At 70.1% G+C, this 24,907-nt stretch carries 22 protein-coding genes; 11 read left to right on the forward strand and 11 right to left on the reverse strand.

Going from position 1 to position 24,907, the window contains the following annotated elements; genetic code table 11:
* Positions 1-30 precede the first annotated feature (30 nt).
* A complete protein-coding gene (locus IPI43_01450) occupies positions 31-654 on the forward strand; it encodes an RNA polymerase sigma factor (GenBank protein MBK7772793.1) in 624 nt (207 codons plus the stop codon).
* Between the two features lie 6 nt (positions 655-660).
* On the opposite strand, the gene IPI43_01455 is transcribed toward IPI43_01450, so the two are convergent.
* Together IPI43_01455 and IPI43_01460 are read right to left on the reverse strand one after the other, a co-directional pair.
* The gene (locus IPI43_01455) at positions 661-4,143 is read right to left on the reverse strand and encodes a protein kinase (protein MBK7772794.1); all 3,483 of its coding nucleotides are present in this window, start codon (positions 4,141-4,143) and stop codon (positions 661-663) included.
* A gap of 12 nt (positions 4,144-4,155) precedes the next feature.
* Positions 4,156-4,884 carry a hypothetical protein gene (locus tag IPI43_01460; protein ID MBK7772795.1) on the reverse strand — a complete coding sequence of 243 codons (729 nt, stop codon included), beginning with the start codon at positions 4,882-4,884 and terminating at the stop codon, positions 4,156-4,158.
* A gap of 516 nt (positions 4,885-5,400) precedes the next feature.
* On the opposite strand from IPI43_01460, the gene IPI43_01465 reads away from it, so the two are divergent.
* Positions 5,401-6,444, forward strand: a complete 1,044-nt coding sequence (locus tag IPI43_01465; GenBank protein ID MBK7772796.1) for a hypothetical protein — start codon at positions 5,401-5,403, stop codon at positions 6,442-6,444.
* Positions 6,445-6,546: 102 nt separating this feature from the next.
* Positions 6,547-7,380, forward strand: coding sequence for a LamG domain-containing protein (locus tag IPI43_01470; protein MBK7772797.1), 834 nt, complete (start codon positions 6,547-6,549; stop codon positions 7,378-7,380).
* A 13-nt stretch (positions 7,381-7,393) separates the two neighbouring features.
* Here IPI43_01470 and IPI43_01475 read toward each other — a convergent pair whose 3' ends face one another.
* Entirely contained in the window at positions 7,394-8,245 is an 852-nt protein-coding gene (locus IPI43_01475) for an SDR family NAD(P)-dependent oxidoreductase (protein MBK7772798.1), read from the reverse strand.
* A gap of 67 nt (positions 8,246-8,312) precedes the next feature.
* Here IPI43_01475 and IPI43_01480 point away from each other — a divergent pair, with 67 nt between their 5' ends.
* Positions 8,313-8,633, forward strand: a complete 321-nt coding sequence (locus IPI43_01480) for an oxidative damage protection protein (protein MBK7772799.1) — start codon at positions 8,313-8,315, stop codon at positions 8,631-8,633.
* Between the two features lie 138 nt (positions 8,634-8,771).
* Here the strand turns inward: IPI43_01480 and IPI43_01485 are convergent, their stop codons facing one another.
* Positions 8,772-9,344 carry a CoA pyrophosphatase gene (locus IPI43_01485; protein ID MBK7772800.1) on the reverse strand — a complete coding sequence of 191 codons (573 nt, stop codon included), beginning with the start codon at positions 9,342-9,344 and terminating at the stop codon, positions 8,772-8,774.
* 178 nt (positions 9,345-9,522) lie between these two features.
* On the opposite strand from IPI43_01485, the gene IPI43_01490 reads away from it, so the two are divergent.
* Positions 9,523-10,512, forward strand: a complete 990-nt coding sequence (locus IPI43_01490) for an SDR family NAD(P)-dependent oxidoreductase (protein ID MBK7772801.1) — start codon at positions 9,523-9,525, stop codon at positions 10,510-10,512.
* The gene (gene nagZ / locus IPI43_01495) at positions 10,509-11,543 is read left to right on the forward strand and encodes a beta-N-acetylhexosaminidase (protein MBK7772802.1); all 1,035 of its coding nucleotides are present in this window, start codon (positions 10,509-10,511) and stop codon (positions 11,541-11,543) included. The genes IPI43_01490 and nagZ overlap by 4 nt, the downstream gene beginning before the upstream one ends.
* A gap of 19 nt (positions 11,544-11,562) precedes the next feature.
* On the opposite strand, the gene IPI43_01500 is transcribed toward nagZ, so the two are convergent.
* Positions 11,563-12,207, reverse strand: a complete 645-nt coding sequence (locus IPI43_01500; protein ID MBK7772803.1) for a TetR/AcrR family transcriptional regulator — start codon at positions 12,205-12,207, stop codon at positions 11,563-11,565.
* A 3-nt stretch (positions 12,208-12,210) separates the two neighbouring features.
* Positions 12,211-13,671 (reverse strand): NAD(P)/FAD-dependent oxidoreductase, encoded by a 1,461-nt coding sequence (locus tag IPI43_01505; GenBank protein MBK7772804.1) that lies wholly within the window; start codon positions 13,669-13,671, stop codon positions 12,211-12,213.
* Positions 13,672-13,743: 72 nt separating this feature from the next.
* On the opposite strand from IPI43_01505, the gene IPI43_01510 reads away from it, so the two are divergent.
* Positions 13,744-14,565: an SDR family oxidoreductase gene (locus IPI43_01510; protein MBK7772805.1), complete on the forward strand. Its 822-nt coding sequence runs from the start codon at positions 13,744-13,746 to the stop codon at positions 14,563-14,565.
* Positions 14,566-14,609: 44 nt separating this feature from the next.
* On the opposite strand, the gene IPI43_01515 is transcribed toward IPI43_01510, so the two are convergent.
* Positions 14,610-15,098 carry a hypothetical protein gene (locus tag IPI43_01515; protein MBK7772806.1) on the reverse strand — a complete coding sequence of 163 codons (489 nt, stop codon included), beginning with the start codon at positions 15,096-15,098 and terminating at the stop codon, positions 14,610-14,612.
* A 355-nt stretch (positions 15,099-15,453) separates the two neighbouring features.
* Here IPI43_01515 and IPI43_01520 point away from each other — a divergent pair, with 355 nt between their 5' ends.
* Positions 15,454-15,705: a hypothetical protein gene (locus tag IPI43_01520; GenBank protein ID MBK7772807.1), complete on the forward strand. Its 252-nt coding sequence runs from the start codon at positions 15,454-15,456 to the stop codon at positions 15,703-15,705.
* Between the two features lie 33 nt (positions 15,706-15,738).
* Here the strand turns inward: IPI43_01520 and IPI43_01525 are convergent, their stop codons facing one another.
* Genes IPI43_01525 through IPI43_01535 form a run of 3 tightly spaced genes read right to left on the reverse strand, consistent with a single transcriptional unit; the run spans position 15,739 to position 19,431 of the window.
* Positions 15,739-16,998, reverse strand: coding sequence for a hypothetical protein (locus IPI43_01525; protein MBK7772808.1), 1,260 nt, complete (start codon positions 16,996-16,998; stop codon positions 15,739-15,741).
* The gene (locus IPI43_01530; GenBank protein MBK7772809.1) at positions 16,991-17,857 is read right to left on the reverse strand and encodes an immunity 49 family protein; all 867 of its coding nucleotides are present in this window, start codon (positions 17,855-17,857) and stop codon (positions 16,991-16,993) included. The genes IPI43_01525 and IPI43_01530 overlap by 8 nt, the downstream gene beginning before the upstream one ends.
* Positions 17,854-19,431, reverse strand: coding sequence for a cellulase family glycosylhydrolase (locus IPI43_01535; GenBank protein MBK7772810.1), 1,578 nt, complete (start codon positions 19,429-19,431; stop codon positions 17,854-17,856). The genes IPI43_01530 and IPI43_01535 overlap by 4 nt, the downstream gene beginning before the upstream one ends.
* A gap of 116 nt (positions 19,432-19,547) precedes the next feature.
* On the opposite strand from IPI43_01535, the gene IPI43_01540 reads away from it, so the two are divergent.
* Positions 19,548-21,254: a sel1 repeat family protein gene (locus IPI43_01540; protein ID MBK7772811.1), complete on the forward strand. Its 1,707-nt coding sequence runs from the start codon at positions 19,548-19,550 to the stop codon at positions 21,252-21,254.
* A complete protein-coding gene (locus IPI43_01545; protein MBK7772812.1) occupies positions 21,251-22,225 on the forward strand; it encodes a hypothetical protein in 975 nt (324 codons plus the stop codon). Before IPI43_01540 ends, IPI43_01545 begins: the two co-directional genes overlap by 4 nt.
* Positions 22,226-22,240: 15 nt before the next feature.
* On the opposite strand, the gene IPI43_01550 is transcribed toward IPI43_01545, so the two are convergent.
* Positions 22,241-23,443: a hypothetical protein gene (locus tag IPI43_01550; protein MBK7772813.1), complete on the reverse strand. Its 1,203-nt coding sequence runs from the start codon at positions 23,441-23,443 to the stop codon at positions 22,241-22,243.
* 436 nt (positions 23,444-23,879) lie between these two features.
* Between IPI43_01550 and IPI43_01555 the strand changes: the two genes are divergently transcribed.
* Entirely contained in the window at positions 23,880-24,890 is a 1,011-nt protein-coding gene (locus IPI43_01555; GenBank protein MBK7772814.1) for a DUF2804 domain-containing protein, read from the forward strand.
* Positions 24,891-24,907 lie beyond the last annotated feature (17 nt).

Consider the following 24,907-nt stretch of genomic DNA (forward strand, 5'->3'; position numbering starts at 1 on the left):
GGCGCGGTCATGATGGTAGGGTTCCACTCGATGAGCAGCGACGCAGACCTGGTGACGGAGTGGCGGAACGGCGACTCCGACGCGGGTGAGGTGCTCATCGAGCGGCACTACGACGCCATCGTGCGCTTCTTTCGGACCAAGACCGACCACGGGGCGGAGGACCTGGTGCAGCGGACGTTCCTGGTGTGCTCCGAGAAGCTGCACACCTACGGGGGAGTCGCCTCCTTCCGTGCCTTCCTGTTCGGCATCGCCCGCAACGTGCTGTTCGAGCACCTGCGGGCCCGGACGCGAGACGGTCGGCCCGACGCGGCCCTCGGCGCGAGCGCCATCGTGGACCTGGCCCCGGGCGTGAGCACCCTGGCCTTCCGCCGGGCCGAGCAGCGCTCGCTGGTGGACGCGCTCCAGCGCATCCCGCTCGAGCTGCAGCTGGTGGTGGAGCTCTACTACTGGGAAGAGCTGGGCATCGACGAGCTGGCCCAGCTGCTCGAGATCCCAGAGGGCACGGTGAAGAGCCGGCTGCACCGCGCGCGAGCCCTGCTGCGCGAGGTCATGGCCCAGACGCCGGGCACCGCCCTCCCGGGCAGCGCACGCCTGCAGCTGGACGCGTGGGCGGCGCGCTTCCGGGACCAACGGCCCGAGGCCGAAGAGAGCTGAAGCAACTCAGCCCGGGTGGTGTTTCGCGGCCAGCTCGAACAAGCGGAGGTGCGCATAGGGACGGCTGGTGTAGTGGCTGCGGGCCACCGGGTCCGCGAGGGTCTGGGCACGCGTCTCGAGGCGAGCGCACGCGGTGCGCAGTAGGGCGTCACTCCTCGAGCACTCGCCCACCGCTGCGAACCCCTTCACCAGGGCCAGCTCCACCAGCGCGTCGAACTCGGGGAGCACCCCCGCCCGCGCGACCGCCTGCTCGAGCGCGCGGGTGGCATCCAGCAGGCCTTCGGGGCGGCCGCACTGGGCGGCCACGATGATGGTGATGGCCTCGCTCGCGAGCGCGATGACGGGGGACTGGTGGCTGGCCACGGCACGCGACGCCGCGCTCGACGCCTCGTCGAGCAGCTGATGCCGAAGCGCGGAGAGGCCCTGGTAGACGTGCGCCCCGGCCTGCATGCGCGGGCTGTCCTCGAGCGCCGAGAGGACCGCCGCGATGGCCGCCTGCGCCGCGAGGTAGGAGCCCTCTTCGGCCACCCGCTTGCACGCGGTGTACTGTGCCGAGCGCCGTAGCTGAGCGCTGTCCAGGCGCTCGGCGGCGTGCAGGGCCTCGTCCAACACGGCCCGAGCCCGCTCCCAAGCACCCGTCCACACGTAGAGCGAGCCGAGGTAGATGTGTATCTGGGCCGCGCTGCGGGGGTCGCCAGCGCGGAGGTGGGCCGAGTGCGCGCGCATCCAGCACGCGAGCGTGTCGTCTAGCCCCGCGCCCAGCGTCTTCCACGCCCACATGCGCTCCACCCACGCGAGCGTGGCCGCGGCTGGGGTGCGCTGTCCCAGCTCGGCCTCCACCGCCTCCACCAAACGAGCGGCGTCGGCATCGGAGCTGGCGCTCAGCTGGGTGATGCCGCGGCAGAGGGCCAGCAGGCGTGCGTCGCGCGCGTCAGGGGCGGGCGCCTGCGCAGCCGCCACGCCCAGCAGCTGGCGGACCTCCTGGTTGTCACCCAGCTGGCCCGCCGCCGTGAGGGCTAGCCCCGTGGTCTCGAAGTGCGCGGACGAGCCGGGCGTGAGCAGCTCGCGCGCAGCGAGCGCCGCCGCTCGTGCCCCGCGGAGGTCACTGGACCAGAAGCAAGCCTCGGCACGCGCGGCCTCGAGCAGCCCACGAACGTTTGCATCGGCTGTGCAGCGCAGCCCCTCGCTCACCAGCTGCTCCACCAGCGCAGCGTCGTCTCCCGCCAGCGCATGACGCACCGCGCGCAGGAAGTGCGGTCCCGCCTCGGCCAGCGCGTCCGCCGCCCGCAGGTGACGAAGCACCGCCATGGGGGCAGCCCCGGACTGACCAGCGAGCCAGCGCCCGACCTCGCGGTGACCGCGGCGGAGATCCTCCTCGGCGGACGACTCGTGCGCGGCTCGGCGGAGGAACTCGTCTTCTATCTCCACGGTCAGGCCGCCGTCTGCCCCTGCCGCGACCACCGCACGGAGGAGCCCTAGGCGCACCAAGTACTGGAGCTGCTCCCGCAGCTGCGGTGAGTCGACATCCACGCCGAGGAGCCGCGCGATCAGGGCCGGATCGACCGCGCCCTGGACCAGGCTGACCGCACGCACGACGCGGCGGCTCTCTGGAGACAGCGCCGCGAGCCGTTCGCGCGCGTGCTGCCACGGGCTCTCGCCCTGCCCCGCGCGCGTGTCGCTCATGGCGCGGCCGAGGGCGCGAATGCTGGCGGGGTTACCGCCGGACGCTGCCACGATGCGCTCGCGCTGCGCGGCGGTGAGCGTGGGGGCGCAGTCGGCTGCGAAGCGGTGCGCGGAGCGACGGCCCAGCGGCCCGATGACGAGCGGAACCAGCTGCCGCGGAGAGAGACCACGCGCGAGCGCGTCGAACGCCGCGCCCGGCGGGCCGGCCAGCACCAGCAAGCGCGCGTTCTCGGTGGGGAAGTCCATGGCGCGGCGCAGGAAGCGCAGCGAGCTGAGGTCCACGAAATGCGCGTCGTCGACCACGAACACCACCGGGCCGCGCGCGTACCAGCACTGCAGCAGGTCGAACCACGCGCCCCGCAGCCGGTCGGCCAGGGCCGCCAGGTCTCCGAGCGCGTGGTGAGCGGCGCCGGCATCCACCACGCCGAGGAGCGCCGTCATGGCCTGCAGCGCGTCGCGGATGCCCTGCTTCGGTGGACCCCGGTGCCCACCGTCCGGCCCGGGCCCGTGCGCGGCGCTCGCGTGCTGGACCACGGCGCGCAGCGTGGCGAAGGGCGCGCCCGCGAGTTCTTCTTGGGCCACCACGTCCAGCACCAGCACATCGGGGCGTGCCGTGCGCAGCTCGCGAACGAACCCGCCGAGCAGCGCCGACTTGCCCTCCCCGGGGGCACCGGACAGCAGCACCACCGCGCCGAGCCCGTCCTCCTCGCAGGCAGCGACCTCGCCGTGCAGGGCAGCCAGCTCGCGCGCACGTCCGCGCAGCGCCCAGCTCGAGAGGCGCTGGCTCTCGTGTGCCGCGGCGACGGGCACCATCGGCTCACGCTCCGCGAGCGAAAACGCCGGCGCGGACGAGCGCCCCTCGGCCACGCCCAGCAAGTCGCCCAGCTCCGTGATGACGGCGCTCATGTCGCGCGGGCGGTCTCGTGGGTCCTTCGCCATCATGCGGCCGAGGAGCGCGTCCAGCTCGCGGGGCACCTCGGGCCGCGTGGCACGCGCGCTGGGTGCGGGCTCGGCCATGACCGCCAGCAGCACCGCCGCAGGGTGCTCGCCGGAGAAGGGCGGCGTGCCCGTGAGGCACTCGTACAGCGTGGCACCCAGCGAGTAGACGTCCGTGCGCACCGACTCGGCCCCGCGCGCCTGCTCGGGGGCCATGTAGTGGGGCGTGCCCACCACCGCGCCGGTGGACGTGAGCCGAGTGCCCATGTGCTCCGCGTGCGCGATGCCGAAGTCGATGATGCGCAGCGCCGTCACACTGCCACCCTCGAGGAACAGGTTGCTCGGCTTCACGTCACGATGCAGCACGCCGCCCGCGTGTGCGGCCCCGAGCCCCATGGCTGCCTCGTAGCCAGCTCGCACCGCGTCGGCGATGGGCAGCGGCCCGCGGCGGAGCACGTGCGAAAGGTCGTTCCCCTCGAGCCACTCCATCACCAAGTAGTCGAAGCCCTCGGCGGTGGTCCCGTGGTCCAGGTAGCGGACGATGCGCTCGTGGCGCAGCGTGCGCAGCACCTCCGCTTCGTGGGCAAAGCGCGTGCGGGCGCGCGGGTCGGTGTGCTCCAGGAGCTTGACGGCCACCTGTTGGGACGTGCTGGGGTCGATGCCGCGATAGACCACCCCCATGCCGCCCTCGCCCACCTTCTGCTCCAGTACGAAGCGGCCCACCCACGTGGAGGTGTCGCCACGCCCGAGCACGCGCCCGAGCAGCCGGCGGAGGCCTAGCTGCCGCGCGATGGCGTGCTCCTGCGGGCGCACGTCGCGCAGCGCCGCAAAGCTCGTGTCATCGTCGGGGGGCGGAGGAGGAGTAGCCACGTCGCAGCACGCTCAGATCCCGTAGAGCTCCGCAAACGTCTCGCGCAGGTGAGGCTTGGCCTCGTCACGGAGCACGGTGCCATGAGCGCTCACCAGATGCCGGAAGGGGAGCTCCAGGATCCGCTGGAAGTCCGCGGCGGCCGGCTCGCACGCGGTACGAAAGCCCGGCCCCACGTTGGCGGTGCGGAAGAACCCCATGCTCTGCATACGCGCCGCCGAAGCCTCGTCGAAGAACGCGTCTGGCGCCTCCCAGTTCTGGAGGCTGTCGCAGGCGATGAGGATGCCGCCCGCGCGCGCGACGAGGAGCATGCCCTCGGGCTGCTTGGCCGTCTCGTACACGAACAGCGAGGCGTCCGCCCACGGCAGCGGAGCGCCAGGGCGCAGCACGTGGTCCGTGGGGTGCGTGTGCTCGTGCACCATGTCCTGCAGCGCCCAGAGCGAGGCCCCATAGCGGTCCAGGTAGAAGGCGTCATCCATGCCGTGGAAGGCGCCCAGCCGGACCACGTGGCGCACCGTGCCCAGCGCCTCGAGCGCCTCGAGCCCCGCGTCGTCGAGGCGCACCGTGTTCACCAGCGTGAGCGCTTCGCCGTCGCGGACGATGGTCATGTTCCGGCTGAACTGCCAGTCCAAGCCGAAGAACGTGGGGCGGGTGGTCCCGGTCACGAAGAACACGTGCTCGAACACCTGCTCGATCGGCCCGTGTGGGAGTGCGCGGTGGAACGCGCTGTCGGAGCTGGCCATGCGGGAATGCTGCCCTCTCGCGCTGGGAAGGAAAATGACCATGGCTGAGTCCCCCGTCGATTCCTAGCGTGAGGGCCATGTCGAACCCACTCTTCTCGATCCTGCGCTCTGCCCTCACGCTGGGGCTGTTGACCCCGCTCGCCTTCGGCTGCGGAGACGGCCCGCCGATGACGGTGGCCGACGTGGGCCCGGACCTACCCCCGCCACCGCGCTGCGAAGACATGGAGCGCGACCTCGACATCCCGTTCGACTACACCCTCGAGGCCGACCACCTGGCGGTCACCTCTGCGTCGGGCAACATCGCGCACGTGCTGATTGGCCCCTGGGGTGCGCACACGCAGCCGCACACGGGGCACGCCGAAGGCAACGTGAAGGCAGACTGGGCGGCGCTCTTCGCGGTGGACCGCACCGACCCGCTGGTGGTCCAGCTGTCTTTCGATGGCGACCTGCAGCAGACGGGCTCGTGCGCCGTGGGCCAGGTGTGCAGTGGCCGCAGCCGACGTGTATGCGCGGCTGGTGGACTACGAGCTTCCCGCCGAGGCCCGCGTCACGCGCATCGAGAAGTACAACGGCGTGGAGTTCGAGGTGGAGGTGGAGCTGTGCCCCTACCGCTACACGTTCGGGCACGTGGGCGCCATCTCGAGCGCGGTCATCGACCTCATGGTGGACGCGGGCTACGCGGACCCCTCGGGGGACATCCCGCTCAGCCAGAACCTGATCACGGGTGACCCGGTGGTGGTCCCCGCGAGCACGCCCATCGCGCGCCCCTCGCTGGTGTCGGCCGGCATCGTGGGTAACGCCACCTACATGACCGGCCAGGACACCGTGCCCCACGTCCCGTGGCAGGACATCGAGTGGACCGCCATCCACATGGGCGACAGCCAGGACAACGTGGCGCGCCCAGAGTACGACTACGTGGCGCCGAGCGTGCGGACCGCGCTCGAAGGCATCTTGGTGGCGCAGGCCGAGCGGGTGGACAACTTCCGCTACGACGACCTGAGCCACGTGGAGGACTGGCTCTACCGCGCCGAACACGTGCTGGTGGCGACACCGCCCTTCCCGCGCGCTCCGCAGACGACCCTCACCGGTGGGGTGGGTGGCTGGTACGAGCAGCCCGAGGACGGCGCGGCCTGCGCGCCGCAAGAGGACGACGCGTGCAACGACCTCTTCTCCATCTTCCGCGTGCACCAGGACGGGGAGCTGTACGACGCGTCCCTCTACGCGTCTCCGGACGTGGCCTGGCTGGTGTATCGCCGTGAGCAACAGGGCATGGCCAACGTGTTCGAGCGCTTCGGCGAGGTGCTGACGCCCAGCGACCCGGACGACCACGAGGGCGAGCTGGTCATCCACTGGCGCAGCGTGGGCCCCGAGCAGTATCAGCGCGCCAGCTACCGCATCGACGACCAAGGACGCATGCGCATCCGCTATGGGGCGCGCGTGGACGCGGTGGACTTCACCACGGTAGCCGACCTGCCCGCGCTCACGCCGCTGGACGGCAGCGAGAGCTGCGCGGACGCCGACGTGTTCTGCTACAGCGGCGTGGCCTACGGGCGGTTCTAGGACTCTGAACCCAACATCCCCGTGGTCACCCACGCCAGAACCAGATAGCATTTTGCCGTGCAGCCGAGACACGGTGCGACCCGGCCACGGGTCTCTCGATGGGTGATCCTTTGGACGGCCGCGTCGCTCGCCGTCGGTTGCGGACGCATCCACTTTGGCGCGGTAGACACGCGCAGCGACGCCGGCCCTCGGGACGCAGGAAGCGACGCCGATGTCACGGACGCCGGAGGCGACCCGGACGCCGGCGTGCCCACGACGCTGGTGCACTGGTATCGCTTCGAAGGAACGGGAACCATCGCTACGGACTCGGTTGGCAGCGCGCACGGCGAGGTCATGGGCTCGGGTTCGCTCAGCGGGACCGGCACGCTCTCGCTCGCCGGTGGAACGTCCGAGCAATTCGTGAACCTGCCGAACGGCGTCCTCTCCGCGCTGCCCGATGCCACGATTGAATCATGGGTCGTCTGGAACGGGTCTGCGGGAGGTGACTACCAGCGCATCTTCGACTTCGGGAACAGCAGCGGTGGTGAAGGCGTGCAAGCGGAAGGGACGCGGCACTTCTCACTTGCCGTCACACCGAGTGGTCAACTTCGGCTCGTGTTCGACGTCGACCCGAGCCTGGACAGCACCGGTTGGCGCGTCTTCTGGGTGGACGCGCTGCCCACCGGGTCGCTGCACCAAGTCGTCGCCACCTTCGATTCGGGGCCGAGCCCGAACGTCATCGCGGTCTATCTCGACGGGGCTCTGCTGGGGATGACCACGGTGCCGGACACGGAGAGCCTGGCAGACATCGACGACGTGAATGGCTGGCTCGGGCGCGCGCAATGGAGCGCGGACGCGGAGTTCGAGGGAACGCTCCATGACGTGCGCATCTACGACGTTGCGATGAGCGAGGCCGAGATCGCGGAGCGCTACGCGCGAGGACCCGACGTCCCGTAGTTCGCCCGACCGCTCAGCGCATGCCCGACTGCACCTCGTCGCCGTCGAGCAGCATGCCGAACAGACCCGACGCGCCGAGCGTGAGCGCGCGGCTCTTGGCCATGCGCACCAGCAAGCCCAGCTGCACGGCGCTGCGGTTGATGGGCACCAGGAAGTCCGGCACCAGCACCGGGTAGTCGCGCTCGAACTGCGTGAGCGACGACGCCACGATGCGCTCGGGAGGCATGGAGCCGCCGATGAGCTTGGCCACCTTCCGGCTGCGCGGGCTGAGCTTCTTCTCGTAGCTCTCGCTGCCCTCGATGCCGTTCACCAGCGTGACGGCCACCTTCACGCCGCGGCGGCGGTACTCGGCCCAGAGGCTCTCACCGAAGAGCAGGATGAACGCCTTGGTGCCCTGGAACACGCTGTCGATCTCGAGCGGCGTGAGGCAGTTGAGCGAGCTGATCAGGATGATGCCCCCGCGCCCGCGCTCCAGCATGGGCGGCCCCAGCGTGTGCACCAGGCGCACCGGCAGCTCGGTGTTCATGCGGATCATGCGCAGCTTGGTGTCGAGGTCCATCTTGTCGAAGAGGTTCACCTTGTGGAGGTTGGCGTTCACCACCAGCAGCGAGATCTCCACGTCGGAGACGGCTGCCACCAGGCGGTCCACGGCGCCGTCTTCCATCAAGTCGAGAGCCACCACGCGCGCCTCCACGGCGTGCTCGCGGCGAATGTCGGCGGCCACGCGCTCGAGCTCCTCCTGGCGGCGCGCCACCAGCACCACGCTCATGCCCTTCTTGGCGAGTTGGCGAGCGAACTGCTCACCGATGGTGGTGCTGGCGCCGATGACGAGCGCGTGTGATCCGAGGCTGGTCCTGTAATCCATCGGCGGAGCCTACGATCAGGCGGGTGACGTGGCCAGGCAGGACCCTTTGCGCTACCTTCGGCCGCACATGCCCGCCGCCGACCCCGACCGCATCATCCATTGCATCAAGCTCGACAAGGACCTGCCCGGTCTGTTGAAGCCCCCGTTCCCCAGCGAACTAGGCAAGCGCATCTTCGCCGAGGTCTCGCACGAGGCCTGGGAGATGTGGCTCAAGGAGAGCGTGAAGTTCATCAACACCTACCGGGTGGACCTGAGCTCACGCGAGGGCGCCGAGTTCATGATCAAGCAGATCAAGATCTGGTGCGGCTTCGAGACGGGTGACCTTGCGGCCACCGCGTGGACCCCTCCCAAGGAGGGCGAGGATGGACACGAGGGCCACAAGCACTGAAGCGAAGAGGGGCCGCCAAATCGCCCGGGCGCGGCTTTCGTCCTCGCGGCAGGGCTTGAAATACAGAAGTATTTCTGCGCCCCGCCGCTCCGGGCGCGCTCGCGCTCGGACGATTTTTCGGCCCCTCTTCCTTTGGATTCAAGGCTGGCGGAGCAGCATGAAGAAGGAGGCGAGCATCTGGTGCGTGAGGCCCCAGACGACGCGGCCTTGAACGTCGTAGGCCGGGAGCTTCAGGCTGCGGCCGGCTAGCTCGTAGTCGTGGGTGATGTTTCGCTCGCCCATGAAGAGCGGCCGGAGCGGCGCCCAGACGAGCTCGGCCACTTCGTAGTTTCCGCGGAGCTCGGCGCTGGCCGGCACCTCGAAGACGTACGGGCGGATGATCATCCCGGTGCGCAGCGCCCTGGCGACGGCCTCGATGTCATCGAGGCGACCTAGTGGCGTGCCGTGCGTGGTGAGGTCGAGGCCCACCTCCTCGAGCGTCTCGCGCTGTGCTGTTGCCGAGAGGTCCGTGTCGTGCGGCTCGTGGCGGCCGCCCGGAAACGACATGTGGCCCGACCAGGGGTCACGCGTGCTGGTGGCGCGGCGCATCAAGAGCACCTCGGGGCCGCTGGCCTCGCCCTGCTCGCGCAGAATCACGGACACCGCCGCGCGCTTCTCCACCTGCGGGCCATCGAGCGAGAGCGGCTCGTGCTGGGCGAGGCGCTGTCGGATGCGGGCGAGCTGCACGGTCACGCGGGCAAGGTGAGTCCGGGCGCCGTGGTGGGCAAGCGCCCCGCCCAGAGCGCGAGCTGAGCCCTTGCAGAAAGCCTCACGGGCGCGCGGGGTAACTTTTCGCCAAATGGTGAATTAGGGCGAGCGCGGAGGCTGGCGCATGAGGTATGGTCCCCGGATGAAACAAGCGTTGGTCACAGGCGGCTGCGGGTTCCTCGGCAGCTCCATCGTCAAGCTGTTGGTGGAGCGCGGCGTGCGGGTGCGCATCATGGCCGTTGCGGGCGAACCCGACGACAACGTGCGCGGGCTCGACGTTACGATTGTGCGCGGCGATGTGCGCAAGCGCGCCGACTGCGAGAAGGCGGTGGCCGGCTGCGACACGGTCTTCCACTGCGCGGCGGTCTACAAGTCGTACGCGCCCGACCCGACGATGATGTACGAGGTGAACAACGCGGGCACCTTCAACATGCTGGAGGCCTGCCGCCGGGCGGGCGTGGGCACCGTGGTCTACACGGCCAGCATCGTGGCGCTGGGCCGCCCCCCGGCCGGCACCGTGGGCGACGAGAACACGGTCTACGAGGTCTGGGACATCGACTTCCCGTACAGCCGCAGCAAGTACCACTCGCGCAAGCTGGCCGAGGCCTTCGCGGACTGGGGTCTGGACGTGCGCGTGGTGTGCCCCGCCATCGTGTTCGGCCCGGGCGACATCGGGCCCACGCCCTCCGGCAAGCTCATCCTGGAGACGCTCAAGGGTGGCCCGCCCATCCACGTGCCGGGCGGCGCGGCCTATGTGGACGTGCGCGACGCGGCGCTGGTGCACGTGTTGGCGGCCGAGCGCGGCAAGGCCGGCGAGCGCTACATCGCGGCCTCCGAGAACCTCACCAACGAGCAGCTGCTGCGCGCCATCCAGCGCGTGTCCGGCAAGGAGCGGCGCCTGTATGCCGTGCCCGTGGGCGTGGCGCGTGCCATCGTGACCGCTATGAACAAGGTGGCCATCCGCATGAACCAGGAGCCGCAGCTCAGCCTCGACTTCTTCGAGTACGGCCTGGCCGAGAGCTTCTTCAGCGCCGACAAGGCCAAGCGCGAGCTGGGGGCCACCTTCCGGCCCATCGACGACACCATCCGCGACGCCATCGCGTACTTCAAGAAGACGGGCAAGACCGCGTGACGCGAGCGCTGACGATCGCCGCCGGGCGCGTGATCATGGTTGGGTATCCAGCGGGTCACGTGCCGGAGGTCATCGGTGAGCTGGCGGCGCAGGGGGCGCTCGCCGGCGTCATCCTGTTCAAGCGCAACCTGCCGGACGTGCAGCACGCGCTCGAGGCCACTCGGGAGTACCGCGCGCTCCACGCAGCGGGCTCGCTGCCGCTCATCGCCGTGGACCAAGAGGGCGGGCGCGTGGCGCGCCTGCGCGAGCCGGTGCTGACCCTGCCGCCCGCTGCCGAGCTGGCCAAGCGTGGCCCCGAGGCCATCCGCGCGGTAGCCAAGCAGCTGGGTGCGCAGCTCCGCGTGCTGGGCTTCAACGTGAACTTCGCGCCGGTGCTGGACGTGAACACCAACCCCGAGAACCCCATCATCGGGGACCGCTCGTTCGGGGCGACGGCGCAGGCGGTCATCGACTTCGCCCTGCCCTTCGCGGACGGGCTCATGGACGCGGGCGTCATCGCGTGTGGCAAGCACTTCCCGGGACACGGCGACACCGACGTGGACAGCCACCTGGCGCTGCCCCGGTTGGGGCACGACCTCGAGCGGTTGCGCCACGTGGAGTTGGCTCCCTTCAAGGCGGCCGCGGGGCGCGTGCCGGCCATCATGACGGCGCACGTGGTGTTCGACGCGCTCGAGCCGGGCGTGCCCGCCACGCTGTCGCGGCGGGCCATTACCGAGCTGCTGCGCGGGGAGCTGGGCTACGAGGGCGCCATCATCAGCGACGACCTCGAGATGAAGGCCATCGCCGACCACTACGGCAGCGGCGAGGCCGGTGTGCGCGCGATCGACGCGGGCTGTGACCTGCTGCTGGTGTGCTCCGAAGTGGAGCGAGCCTTGTCAGTGCACGAGGCGCTGGTGAAGAAGGCGGAGGCCGACTCCGCGTTCCGCGCCAGGCTCTTGGACGCGGCCGCGCGGGTGGACGAGCTCGCGGCCACGGTGCCGCCGCTCGAGACCACGGCCCCCGAGGTGCTGTTGGCGCGCTTGCAGGGCTGACCTCCGCGCGATGGGGGCGTCAGCGTGAGAGCTTCTCGAGGACCGCGTCGAACACGAACCCGACGCTCTCCACGATGGCCCCCTGCTTCCGGTCGAAGCCGCTGAGGAGCCAGTTCCCGGCGACCGTCACCATGGCGCCCACCACGGCCTGGGACAGCACGGCGAGGTCGAGCCGCGGGCCGGCGTGTGCGGGCAAGCCGCTGGTGATGAGCGCGCTCACCACGCCCTCGAAGCGCTGGCTGCCGGCGCGATGGAGCGCGTCGACTTCGGGGGACACGCCCAAGACCTCGAAGAGCACGACGCGCCCGAGCCGCGGGTCGGCCCGGATGGTGGTGAAGTAGGCGTCGGCCGCGCGCCGCACCTGCTGCGAGAGTGACTGACCGGGCTGCACGCTGCCGAGGATGGCGGCCTCGAGGCGGGCGATCTGACGCTGGTAGACCTGGGTCAGCAGGTCCTCGGCGTCGCGGAAGCTCTCGTAGTAGTAGCGCTGGCTGAGCCCCGAGGTCGCGCACACCGCACGCACGGTGGCCGCCGACCGGCCCTCGGTGCCGATGAGCTCGAGGCCGGCCTCGAGGAGCCGCTCGTGTCGCGCGGTCACTCGTTCGGTGTGGCTCTCGCCTCCGTAGGCGCGGGGGCTGGTGGGGCTCTCTCGGCTCTTGGGCATGCGCTACGCAACCAGTCGGTGGTGGCGAGGGTCCATGCGGCGGGCCAGGTGTCGGAACGTGAAGCTGAAGCCGGGGAACATGGCGATGACCTTTCCGCTCTTGCTCTTGTACCAGCTGTTGCAACCGCCGGCCTGCCAGACCGTGCCCTCCATCTCGCGGTGGATCATCTCCGTGTACTCGGCCTCGGCGCGCGGCGTGACCTCCACGGTGCGGTAGCCCTCGTCGAGCGCGGTGGTGATGCAGCTCATGATGTAGTTCATCTGCGACTCGATGATGAACAGCGCGGAGGTGTGGCCGATGCCGGTGTTGGGCCCGGTGACCAGGAAGAGGTTCGGCAGGTGCGGCAGGCTCGTGCCCAGGTACGCCCGCGGGTACTCGCTCCACAGCTCCGCCACGCTGTGCCCGTCGCGCCCCACCACGGGATAGGAGATCACGCCGTCGGTGGCGTCGTAGCCCGTGGCGTAGACGATGATGTCCACGTCCACGCGCTCTCCGTCCGTGGTGAGGATGCCGCGCTCGTCGATCTCGGCGATGCCGCGGTCGCCCGTGTGGAGCGTGGTGGTGGGCAGGCACAGCGCCGGGTACAGCGTGGATGACAAGATCACGCGCTTGCAGCCGATGGTGAAGTCCGGCGTGAGCTGCGCGCGCAGCACGGGGTCGGCCACCTGGGCCCGGAGGTGCGCGAGGGCCTCGCGCTGCGCGGTGAGTTCGAGGGCGCGCAGGGAGTACTTCATGCCGACCACGCGGAGCTCGAGGCTCGCGTAGATGGCGGCGCGCAGCGCTCTGTACGCCAGGGGGTTGCGCAGCACGGCCCGCTCCACCGGTGTGAACACGTGGTCGGGGCGCGGCAGGACCCAGTGCGGACTGCGCTGGAACACGTGCAGCTCGGCGACGCTGCCGGCGATGGCGGGGATGATCTGCGCGGCGCTCGCGCCCGTGCCCACGATGGCCACGCGCTTGCCACGGTAGTCCACGCTGTGGTTCCAGTCGTTGGTGTGGAACGACGCGCCGGCGAAGCGCTCGCGGCCCTTGATGGTGGGGAACACCGGCGTGCTCAGCGGCCCGCTGGCGTTGATGACGAAGCGCGCGCGATAGGTCCCGCGCTCGACGGTCTCGACCTCCCAGATATGCTCCTCTTCGAGCCAGCGAACCGACTTCACGGTGGTGCCCAGGTCGGTCTTCTGCGTGAGGCCGTGTTTCTCGATGATGTGTTCCGTGTAGCGCTGTAGCTCGTGCTGCTCGGCGTACATCTGGGTCCACGGATAAGGCTCGAACGACAGCGAGTAGAGCGGGGACTGCACGTCCACGGCCGCACCGGGATAGGAGTTCTGCGTCCACGTGCCCCCCATGAAGGGGCGCCGCTCGAGGATGCGGAAGTCGGTGTGGCCTCGCTCGAGGAGGTTGATGGCGGCGCACTGCCCGCCGAACCCGCTGCCGACGATGAGGGTGGTGTACTGCTTGATGCTCATGATGGACCTTGCATGTGGATGCACTTGTATCCAGAATAGCAGACTTCCAGCAAGAGGACACGAAACATGCGCCGGTACTACGAGAACAAGAACGCCATCATCACGGGCTCGGCCGCCGGGATTGGGCGGGCCCTCGCGGTGCAGCTCGCCCAGCTGGGGGTGCGGGTGGCTCACTGCGACGTGAACGACGCGAGCGAGACCACGCGCGCGATGCGCAGCCACCCTGCGGGGCACCACTTCAGCCAGGTGGACATGGGTGACAAGCGCGCCATCAGCGCCTTCGTGGACGACGTGCTCCAGCGCTTCGGGACCGTGGACGTGCTGATCAACAACGCCGGCATCGCCCTCGGCGACCGCACGTTCGAAGAGGTGAGCGAGCCGGACTTCGAGCGCATCACCAACATCAATTACTGGGGCGTGGTGCACACCACCCAGCGCCTCTACCCCCACATGCTGAAGCGACCCCAGGCGGCCATCGCCAACCTCTCGAGCTCGCAGGGCATCTTGGCGGCGCCCTACCTGGTGCCGTACTGCACCACCAAGTTCGCGGTGCGCGGCTTCACGGACGCGCTGCGCGCCGAGCATGCGGTGCGAGGCCTGCGCAACCTGACGTTCCACACGGTGCACCCCGGCGCGGTCGCCACGAACATCACACGGAACGCCGACTACCAGGGCCCCAACAGCGACCACTTCCACAAGGCGCTGCAGACGCGCGGCGCGACGCCGGAGAAGGCGGCGGACACCATCCTGCGCGGCATCGCCAACGGGACGGGCCGCATCTTCATCGCGGACGGACGAGCCCAGGACCTGCTGGCGCGCTTGGTGCCCACTCAGGTGCCGCGGCTGCTCGAGCTGTACATGAAGCTGGAGGGGGTGAAGCCCCGGTAGACGTGGGGCCGTTCGGTCTGCGCTGAGACGACCCGCATCAATACTCAGGGCACGACCCGAATCGCTCCCCGCATCTCGGTGTGCACTTCGCAGATGAACCCGTAGGTCCCCGGAACGGGGAACGCGAGCGTGTGGTCGCCCTCGTCCGGATAGGCGCCGGGGATGGGGCTGGGCAGGTCACCTCCGAGCGCGGAGAGCGGGTGCCACCGGAAGGCTCCGGACCACGTGACGCTCTGGCCCACGGCGATCTGCATGCAGCGTTCGGGGAGCGCGCCCAGATCGAAGTTCCAAGCCAGCGTGCGGTCCGCGTCAATGGCGGAGCGGTCCGTGAACGACAGGCAGTCCTGCACGACGGACGCGCCCGCGTCCACGCCCGTCTCCGCGTCGCTCGCATCGAACGCGGCGTCGGCCTCGGAAATGTATGCGTCCTCCTGGGGGCTCGCGTCGTTCGCCGCGTCATGCCGGCCGCCGACGTCACGCTCGCCACCATCGACTTCCGCGTCTGGCGTGCGGTCAGGGTGCGCAGCATCCAAGACGTCGCGGTTCGCGCCTTGCCGGCACCCGAGCGCCAGCAGCGCAGCGGCGCATACCCAGGCGCGGCGGCATAGGTCGCCGTGCGTCCATCGTGGTTCCCACGGTCGAACTGGTCCTGGTCCACGAGCTTGGCGGGTCATTGGCGTTGGGCGAGCGAGACGGGCTGTCGGTCAGCTCGCGCATCAGTTAGCCGCACGCGGCGCCCGCACGTTGCAACGCTGGGTGCCGACAGTGCAACGTGTCAGGGCTCGGCGCCACGCCTCCATCGCCGAGCTTCCGCGCGAGGGTGCACAGGGCCGCCGGAAGCGCGCCTCCGCTCGAGCAAGGAACGCCCGATTTCGATAGACTCGAAAGATGAGCAACGAGCATCCGTATCGCCCTTGCCCCGCCTGCGGGGGTGTCGAGTTCCACAACCTGCCGGACCTCGCCTTCGAGGTACACCGCGCAGTGGGGATCGCGCTCACGAAGCTCCCCACGAGCATCCGCGTCGCGCTGATCGTGTGCAGCGGCTGTGGAAAGACCGACCTCTACACGCAGAACGTCGCTCAGCTCGTGCCGCGCGTCCCGGGCGCCACGCAGTTTCGCGCGGCGCCGCGAAGGCAGTAGCGGACACGGCGGCGGGCGAAGCTGCGTGCGGGCTCAGAAGCGCTGAGCGACGAACACGTGTTGACTGCCGAACACGTCCACGTACGACAGCTCCACGCTGCTGACTGCGCTCCACGGGATGTCCTGGCACGCCAACTCGTGCGAGACCGTCTCCGGCGGCAAGACCATCGCGTACACGTTGTCGGGCGCGAACTGCGTGAGGTTGGACTCTGGGCAGCGCACCGCCGGCGCCCCGGCGACCACCTGCACCCGCACGTCACTCGCCAGCGACGCGGGGGCAGTCGACGTGGACCCATCGGCCATGCGCCACACCCAGTCGATGCGCTCTATGGTCTGATCGTCATGGAGGACGACAGTCGGCTCGAGCGCGGGCGCGATATCGGCCAAGCCCGAGACGTCCGCGAGCTGGAAGAGGAGGGTGCGCTCGCCATACGTTAGCGTCCACATGCCCGGCGTGGGTCGAACCTCCGGCGTCGGCAGCGGGATGCCGTACAAGATGTTGCCGAAGCCGGCCGCCATGCTGTTGACCATCAGCGCGTCGATGCCGGAGCCCGCAGGCCCCGTGACGGTTGCCGAGCTGGGGTAGGTGTCGACCCCGTCCTCGACCACGTTGACGCCCATCTGCCAGACGGACACGGGCGCCGCCGGCTGCCCTACCAGACCCGCAAAGCTGCTGTTGCGGAGCGCGGCGATCTGCAGCCGGAACTCCCGCCCCTGCAGCAGGTCGATCACTCCGTCGCCGTCCACATCCGGATCCTCGAGGAACGCGCGGGCGACCACGCCGAGCTCCGAGAGCGCCTCGATCTCCGCGTCGTCCAGGGTGATGCCATTCCCGACGGGGTCGACTCCCGGGGCGATCAGCGCGCCACTCGCGACCAACGTGCCGAGGTCGATGGTGGACACACCGTCATCGACGGCCTGCACCGGCACGCCCGGGATGGCGTCGCGCACCGAGACGAAGCCCAGGTACTCGTCGGCTGGGCCCACCAGCACCAGGCTCACCACGCGGTCGGTCGGGACAGGGAACGAGAACGCGCCGTTGCTGACTGCCCGGATCTCGTATTGGTTGCCGCTGATCATGATGACCTTCACCGCATCGGCAGGCCCGAGCGCGGCGATGATCGCGCCGGGGACCGACGCAGTGTCGGTCTGGGGGATGCGACCGCGCAGCGTGATGGTCCGCTGATTCATGTCGTCCGAGGGCACGCGCTTGCACGCCGCGAGCAGCACGAGCAGCGACAGCAACGCCGAACGACGTACGAACGCGGGTACCCAATGTTCGAGACTAGCCATGGAGTGCTCCGGTGTTGTCGATGATCCACGCCGGCACGTAGTCGGTCGTGATCGCAATGGAGAGGCCGACGCCGAGGTCGCGGGCCAGGCAGGCCATGGCCAGCGGCGCCAGCGCGAGCTGACCATGAACGCCCCCCTTGGCGTCGCCCTGGCCGTAGTAGTGATGGTGCCCGCCGAGTGCCTGGGCGAGAGCGATCCCGAAGCCCGCTCCGTCGCGCTCTACCACGCGGAGGCCCAGCTCGAGCTCAGCGCCGACCAGGAGGCGCACGTAGTCGCGGCTGACGGGATCGACTCGGTCGGGGTCGGCGGCGCGCATCGCGGCGACCAGCCAGTCACTGGCGTCGGCGTCGCGGCGGAACGTGGCGGTCAGCGCGGCAGCTTCGCTCGCGAACCACGACGGGGCTGCGGGGGAGAGGTCGCGCAGGTCGTGAGGTTGGATCGACGCGAGCACCGCGATGGCCTCGTGGTGACGAGCGGCGGCGGCGGCCAGCATGCCGGTGCGCCAGTGCAGCTGCCCCCTGAGCTTGCCGCGGTCGAAACGGTCGCGGTCCACCTGGACGCGCCGCAGCCCAGGGCCTGGCGCCTCGATCGGGCCGTGGCCGGGCGCGGTGGCGGCGAGGAACGCGGCCGCGGCGGCGCAACCGCAGCACTCCAGGTCGTCGAGGATGACCGGATCGTTGGGGTCGAGCGCTGCGCGGATCGCGGCGGTGTCGAACGCCATGGTGCTGATGGCGCCCAACGTCGCACCGGGCCACACGTCGCCATCGAGTCGCTGTCGGAGAAGCGCCGCCTGGGTCGCCAGGGTCTGGCGGCGGACGTCATCGGAACCGGCAAGGACATGGCGCACGAGCTGACTCATCGGCGGACCTCGGCGAAGCTCTCTTGGCGCACGGCGCGGCTGGCCGTGGGGGAAGGAGCAGCGCGTCGCACCACCACTTCGTGGGTGCCCGAGCTGCGCGTCGTGACGAACACCCGCTGACGCGCGTCGTCGCGGCGTACGTCGAAGGTGCCTTCCTCGTCCGACACCACGACCTCGAAGCCCTCCGGGTAGCGACGCCTCGGCACGAAGATCTCCGTGTCGCCACGTACGCCAGCGCGCGACTCGAACACTAGCCGCAGCTCCGCCGTGGCGGGCTCGAACGCGATGGACACGGGCTCGCCCGCGACGCGCAACGGGTAGGTGCGCACCAGCTGCTCGAGGAGGGGGCGCTCCACCCAGCGGGGCTCGCCCTCGCCGCCCTGATCGAACATGGACCAGCCGCCGTTCGGGTCCCACGACCACTGGGCCCAGCCCACCATCATCTCGTCGGACATCTGCAGCAGCTCGTCGACGAAGCGCGTGGCGCCGGGGAAGTTCATGTCGAGCCCCCACTCGCCCATCACGATGGGGGTCTGCAGCCGTTCACCGTCGACTTCCCTCTGGGCGCGCCACCTCGCAAAGATGTCGTCCTCGTCGCCATAGAGTTCAGCGGCTTCCAGCTTGAAGGAGTAGAGGTGCGGCGCATACACGAGACGCGCCGCGCCGCCGCGCGGGTCGTCCAGTGGCTGGATGAACGATGGGCCTCCGTCGCCCACCGACCCATACGACGGCTCGAAGAAGATGTAGTTGTCGCGGTCCACCTCGCGGATGCCGTCGATGACGCGCTGGTAGAAGTCGGTCAGCGCCCCGGCCTCGTGGCGCCCGAGGGCGCTCTCGGGGGTGGCGTCGCGGCGCAAGGCCAGGCCCACCAGGTCGAAGTCGGAGCCCTGGTAGGGCTCGTTCATGACGTCGTAGCCCAGCACGGCGGGGTGGTCTCGGAAGCGCTCGGCCACGTGCCGCCACATCGCCACGTAGTGGTCTTGGAGGACGCGGTGTTCGCCCTCGTAGCCCCAGAAGTTGTCGAAGGCCTCTTGCACCTCGGGGGTGAAGTAGTTGAACGACCAGAGGCCGGTGTTCACCTCGTAGTCTTCGTAGGGTGCGTGAATGGCCCAGTCGGGCGCGCCATCGCAGCAGAAGCGCGTGGAGTACACGTCCTGGTGCATGTCCAGCAGCACGTGGATGCCATTCGCCGCAAACCAGTCGAGGCGCTCCTCCACGTCGTCCAGGAAGGCCTCGTTGTACATGCCCATCTCGGGCTCGATGGCGCTCCAGAAGATGAGGTAACGAACGAAGTTGAAGCCCCACTCGGAAGACATGTGCTCGGCGTCCACCTCGGCGAAGGTGACGGGGAGGTTGTCCGGGCTGCCCTTTGCCGCGCTCTCTACGTTGGTGCCGTGCAGGATCAGCGCGCCCCCCTCGTCGTCCACCAGGAACCGCGTCGGATCGACGCGCGGCGCGGGGTCGCTGCAGCCGGGCGAGAGGAGCGCGGCCAGCAGCGCGAGCGAGCAGGCAGCGGTCACATAGGGGCGCCGGCATGCGCGAGCGAGCCTGACCGAGCATACGACCGAGTGCATGGGCACACGCTAGCTGGCTCTGTGTCAGCGGCCATGACTTGGATCACGACACGCTCGTGGGGTTGGGGTGGCGACGCGCGCGGAATGGCCTAGGCTCGTGCGGAAGGAGCGCTGACTTGCTGCACGTGCGAACACTCTTGGTGGCGGTCACCCTCTTGGGCTGCGGGTCGGGAGCCTCGAGAGCGCCCAGCCCCACCAGGTCGGCAGAGGCGGCCAACGTGACGCGGGCCACGCCGAGCCCGTGCGAGGAGGACGAAGCGCTGTGCGGGTTCGCGCCGTTCGAAGACCGCAGCCGGTTCTTCGAGGAAGTGGCCGAGGAGCGCGCCCGCCTCGCGCAGGTGTGTCGCCACGACGAGGCTGCCTGCCGTGCGCTCGCGGAGTCCTACGGCTACCACCCACTGCGCGTCCCCCCGGACCGTCTCCGCGCAGCCGAGCTCTACACCTCGCTGTGCCAGGCCGAGGACGTCAGCGGGTGCTGGAGCGCAGCGTCCATCTGGCTCGACCGAACCGATCTGTCGGACGCGCCGCCGCGGGCGGCGGCGCTCCTCGATCGCGCTTGTGCGCTGGGTGACCCGGGGCTCTGCTACTTGGCCGGAGTCGAGCGCCTGCCGAACGGCGGGCTCCCTCCCGACCGCGCACGGGCGCTCACTCAGCTCCGCGCCGCATGCGAGCAGGGCGAGGAGCCGGCGTGCCTGAGCCTGCTGCGCGGCGGCGCAGGCGGCCTGATCGACGCGCTGCCGCCCGGCGCGGTGGACGCGCTCTTCCGCGCGGTGCACCCGGATGCCACAGCGCCTTCCAACGTGGTGGCAGCGTCCCAGGCCCGGTGCGGGCGGCGTGAGGGTGCGGCGTTCTATGCCCCCTTGGTGAACGCGCTCGCCGCCCTCGCGCCTCCCGCATCGCTGACCGCGCCCGGCGCACTCGCGCCCAGCCGTCTCGCCGTGGCCATCCAGCGGCAGCTCACGTGCACGCTCGAGGGCGCATACGGCGACCTGGCGCACGGAGAGTTCCCGGCGCTGCGCTACCTGCGCGTGTTGGCCACGATCTCAGGCGGCCTCGACGTCTTCCTCGAGTGGTCGGACTCGCTGGACGACGAGGTGGTGATGCTCCACGCCACGCGTCTCCACGTGACACCCGAGCGCTTGCGGGTGGTGGCAGACGTGCTGTTCGACGTCATGGAGGGCGCCTACGCCGAGTCGTTCCACGACACGCGCCTCGACGTGGACGGCGACGGCCTGCGCGACGTGCTCATGACGCTCGGCCAGCTGGCGCCGGGTGATCATCAGCAGGCCTTCGTCTTCGTCGCCAGTCGTCCCGGAGGGATCTCGCGTGTGGCCATCCCGAACGACAGCGAGGCGCTGCTCGACGGCTGCTTCCTCCCCTCGGAGACCACCCCCACGCTCCTCCTGATGGAGACCCAGCGCGATGCCGAGCTCGGCTGGCTCTCGAGCTGCGTGGCGCTCCACCAGTTCCCCGCGTTCGAGCGCGAGAGTGTCGCGCCCATCACCTACACCCTCGGGCCACGGCTCGCCGCGGATGACGTCATCCCCACGCTGCCTCCGGACGGCGTGCCGGTGGTGAGCGAGCGCGAACGTCCCTATGTGCCGGGCGCGGTGCCCGTGGGGGAAGAGGCGCGCCGGCTGGTCGACAGTGACTGGCTGCCCTTCGCGATGTGTCCCGAGCACCCGGTCTTCCTCCTGCGCGGCCACGACGGCGAGGAGCATGTGGTGCAGACGGTGACGAACATCGCACGGTCGGACCAGGGCAACGTGGGACCAGGACTCTCGCCGACTCTGGGCGTGATGCGCTGTGAGGACTTCGAATGACGCTACGCTTCCCCACGCTGCTCTGCCTCGCCGGCTTGCTCGCCCTGCCCGCGCGCGCGGACGCCCCGAGCGCCGCGGAGCACCTGGCCCAGCTCGACCAAGCGGTGGAGAAGGGGCTCTTTCTCGTCCTGGCCGATGCGGGGGTGAACCTCGCCATCATCGGACGCGCGCCCGAGGGGCTGGGCCAGGGCGCGCTGCGTCGGCTCGACTCCGGCCGCGGAGACCTGATCGTGGCGGCGCAGGCGCTGCGCCCCGACCACCCCGCTTCACTCGACACACTGCCGCGGAGGCCGCTGCGGATCGCCACCAGCGACGGGTACTGCAGCGCACGCCTCGGCCGGGTCTACGTGGTGGACGTCGCGAGTCGCGACACCATGAACACGCACCGCGAGGAGCGCATGGAGGACGCCGACGAAGCCGACGAAGTGTGGGCGGGCGGCGGGTACGTCGCCGCCGTCATCGAGCGGGGCTGCCGTGACGGCATCCTGGCCACCACGCGCATCTCGGCCTCACGTGCACGCAGCACGCGCCAGGATCCGTCCCCCGAGCTGCGGTCTCAGGCGGAGCTGGCCTATGGCGGTTCGGCAGCGGCGCGAGAGGCATCCATGTATCGCGCCACCGAGGCCGCCGATGGCGGGGGCGTGATCGCCACGCACACCTTCTCGTTGAGCGAGTCCCACCGCGTGACGTTCGTGTCCGAGGTGATCCACGATGTGTGGCACTGCTCCGGCTCGCAACAGGCGTTCACCATGGTCCTCGAGGAGCGCAGCGGCGTGCTGCGGCGCATTGGCGCGCCGCGGATGGACTTCGAGCCCGCCATGGGCGCCCTCATCCTGGACGTCGACGGAGACGGGGCGCTGGAGGTGGTGCTCCAGTACGACGGAACCTCGTTCTTGTTCGAGCTACGCAGCGACCAGGACCAGCTGGTGCCGCTGGGCACGGTGGGTGTCAGCTACGAGATAGGCTGCTGAGGGAGGAGCGAACCGTCAGGGCGAGAGCACCTGGTACCGGACCTGGGTGACGCTGCACACGGGCGATGCGCCGCAGGTCTCGCAGATGCGCACCCAGCAGGAGTCCGTGCCGAGGTTCGCGCCCGCGCTGTACAGCAGCTGGCCGCCCGCTAGCGCGCACGTGCCGCCCAGCGACGTGACCACCGACGACTCCGAGAAGGCCCCGCTCATGGTGGCGCCCACCGCCACGCTCGCGATGGCTTGAGCGGGCGCGGCGCCCATCGCCGCTCCCGTGCTGACGAAGATCTCCGAGTCCACCGCGAGCGCCGGCGCCAGCTGCAGCACTGTCACGTCGAACGGCGTCGGGAAGCTCGTCAGCACCGGAGGGTCGTTCCACACCACGCTCCACACACCCTGCGCGCAGCCCGGCAGCGCGTTGTCGTCGCACGCCGTGAGGCTCTGCGCATACGTCCCCGCGTTCGACGCGTTGTTGGGAGACCACGTGATCACATCGCCCGAGCGTGAGATCGAGCCCCCTGGGCCCGTAGCCACGATGCTCGAGGCATCGAGACCATCGCCGTCCGGGTCACTGAAGACGCTCTGCACCCCCAGCGACAGGTTGGCCGTGTTGACCGGCGCGCAGCTCAGCGTGCTGGCCACGCTCGGGCGCCGATTGATCGTGATGGTGACGGTCGCCGTGTCGCAGCCCACCGCGGGAGCCGCAGCGCACACCTGGTAGGTGAAGCTATCCGACGTCCGGCACGTGGAGACGGGCGCCAGGTTCGCTGGGCCGGTGTAGACCACGTTGCCTGCTTGGAGCCCCACCTGCCCGTTGCACGACGTCGTGCCCCCACCCTGCAGCGCGAACGTCGCCGCCGCCGCGAAGCTGTCGTTCGCCAGAAGACCCGCCACGGGGAACGAACCCCCTGCCCCTGTGACGAGCGGATCGACAGCCTCCAGCGCGCGGACCCCGTCGTCGCTCGCGGTCACCTCGTCCACGTCCGGGTCGTCGCACACGCCGTCGTCCACCCACGCACCGCCCACGCAGCGCTGCGGCAGCGTGCCGTTGCCCAGCACCCCGCACACCCTCGTCTGCGTGTCGTCCTCCGCGCAGGGCTGGTACCGGACCTGGGTGACGCTGCACACCGGCGACGCGCCGCAGGTCGCAATGCGCCAGGAGGTCCGTGCCAGGCGCCCGCGTGTCGGAGCGGCGCCCGCTGGCGCACGTCCGCCCAGCACGACCCCTCGTCCATGGGCATCGTCGTGGCGTCGAGCGCCGCGGCATCGCCTTCGCCGCCATCGAATTCACCGGCATCCAGGGTCGCGTCCGGGCCTGCGTCCTCCCCACCGTCCTCGCCCATGTCGGCGTCCCCGACGCTCGCGTCGGTCAGATCCGCATCCACATGCCCGGCGTCGTCGTCGGGGCCAGGTCCATCTGCACACCCAGCACCAAGGGGGATGGCTGCCACGAGAGCAGCGAGCCAGAACGAGCGCGCCATGCGACGCGGGGAGACGGTAGAGTTGGTCATGTAGACGATCGCCCTCATCGGGTGGGGCCGTAAGATTACTACGGCAGCGGCACTCTGTCGCGCCGCGGCCAGCGGCCGCCACGGTTGGACGCAGGTCCGCAGGTGGATACACTCGCGGCTTCAGCCCCGAAAGCCTTGAGCCACCCATGACCGAGACGAGCGCCCTCCCCCTCCCGCCCGCAGCCATCCGTGTCGACGGGGCATGGCAGTTCGGTCGCTATGTGCAGCCTTTCGCGGCGCCCGACTTCGGCAACCCGCTCACCAACCGCTTCCGCTTGAAGGAGTGGCACTACTCGAGCTTCGCCACGGACAGCTGGTTCTTCGCGGTGGGCCTGGTGCAGCTGGGCTACGCGGCCAACGCGTTCGCCTACCTGGTGGACCGGAAGCGGCCCACGCACCCGGCGCGGCAGTTCGAGGCCATCTCGCCGCTCGGCAGCGCGCTGCGCTTTGCGCCCAGCTCGGTGAGCGGCACCACGCGCTGGCAGCGCCGCAACGCGAAGGTGGAGTTCGAGTGGATGGCGCCCGAGTGGCGCATCAAGCTGGACATCCCGTTCGAAGACGCGCCGCTGCGCGGTGAGCTGCGCTTGGCCCGCGACGAGGCGCTGGCGCTGCTGCACCCGCTCACCAAGGACCGCCCCGCGTACACGCACAAGGCGGCCGGCATGAAGGCCACTGGCGTGCTGGACTTGGGCGACCAGCGCCTGGACTTCCGCGAGGCGTACGGCACGCTCGACTGGACGCGCTCGTTGGCCAACCGCGAGACGCGCTGGAAGTGGGCGTCGTTCGCGGGCCGCAGCAAGGCGGGCGACATCGTGGGGCTGAACCTGTCGGCCGAGGTCTACGACGACGCGGCGGGCGACTCGCGTGAGAACGGCTTCTGGCTGAACGGCAAGGTGCACCCCCTCGGCGGCGTGCGCTTCGAGCTCCCCAAGGACCCGGGCGTGAGCGACTGGCGCATCGTGTCGCGCAGCACAGCGGGGGGCCGGCCGGAAGTGGAGCTGACCTTCGAGCCGTTTGGCGCGCGCCGCCAGAACCTGGACCTGCGGCTGGTGCGCAGCGACTTCATTCAACCGTACGGCGTGTTCCGCGGACAGGTGCTGGGCCACGAGGTGGACCAAGTGTTCGGCGTGGTGGAGGATCACCTCGCGGTGTGGTGAGCGCCACCAGCTGGTCG

The organism is Sandaracinaceae bacterium (genome assembly GCA_016706685.1).
Classification (GTDB): Bacteria; Myxococcota_A; Polyangia; order Polyangiales; family Houyiibacteriaceae; genus JADJJE01.

Bases quoted from the DNA above. Each gene is read 5' to 3' on its own strand.
- IPI43_01510 (MBK7772805.1), top strand. From the start codon at position 13,744: ATGCGCCGGTACTACGAGAACAAGAACGCCATCATCACGGGCTCGGCC.
- IPI43_01525 (MBK7772808.1), bottom strand. From the start codon at position 16,998: ATGGCTAGTCTCGAACATTGGGTACCCGCGTTCGTACGTCGTTCGGCG.
- IPI43_01530 (MBK7772809.1), bottom strand. From the start codon at position 17,857: ATGAGTCAGCTCGTGCGCCATGTCCTTGCCGGTTCCGATGACGTCCGC.
- IPI43_01480 (MBK7772799.1), top strand. From the start codon at position 8,313: ATGCCCGCCGCCGACCCCGACCGCATCATCCATTGCATCAAGCTCGAC.
- IPI43_01460 (MBK7772795.1), bottom strand. From the start codon at position 4,884: ATGGCCAGCTCCGACAGCGCGTTCCACCGCGCACTCCCACACGGGCCG.
- IPI43_01490 (MBK7772801.1), top strand. From the start codon at position 9,523: ATGAAACAAGCGTTGGTCACAGGCGGCTGCGGGTTCCTCGGCAGCTCC.
- IPI43_01450 (MBK7772793.1), top strand. From the start codon at position 31: ATGAGCAGCGACGCAGACCTGGTGACGGAGTGGCGGAACGGCGACTCC.
- IPI43_01475 (MBK7772798.1), bottom strand. From the start codon at position 8,245: ATGGATTACAGGACCAGCCTCGGATCACACGCGCTCGTCATCGGCGCC.
- IPI43_01535 (MBK7772810.1), bottom strand. From the start codon at position 19,431: ATGCACTCGGTCGTATGCTCGGTCAGGCTCGCTCGCGCATGCCGGCGC.
- IPI43_01520 (MBK7772807.1), top strand. From the start codon at position 15,454: ATGAGCAACGAGCATCCGTATCGCCCTTGCCCCGCCTGCGGGGGTGTC.
- IPI43_01500 (MBK7772803.1), bottom strand. From the start codon at position 12,207: ATGCCCAAGAGCCGAGAGAGCCCCACCAGCCCCCGCGCCTACGGAGGC.
- IPI43_01545 (MBK7772812.1), top strand. From the start codon at position 21,251: ATGACGCTACGCTTCCCCACGCTGCTCTGCCTCGCCGGCTTGCTCGCC.
- IPI43_01555 (MBK7772814.1), top strand. From the start codon at position 23,880: ATGACCGAGACGAGCGCCCTCCCCCTCCCGCCCGCAGCCATCCGTGTC.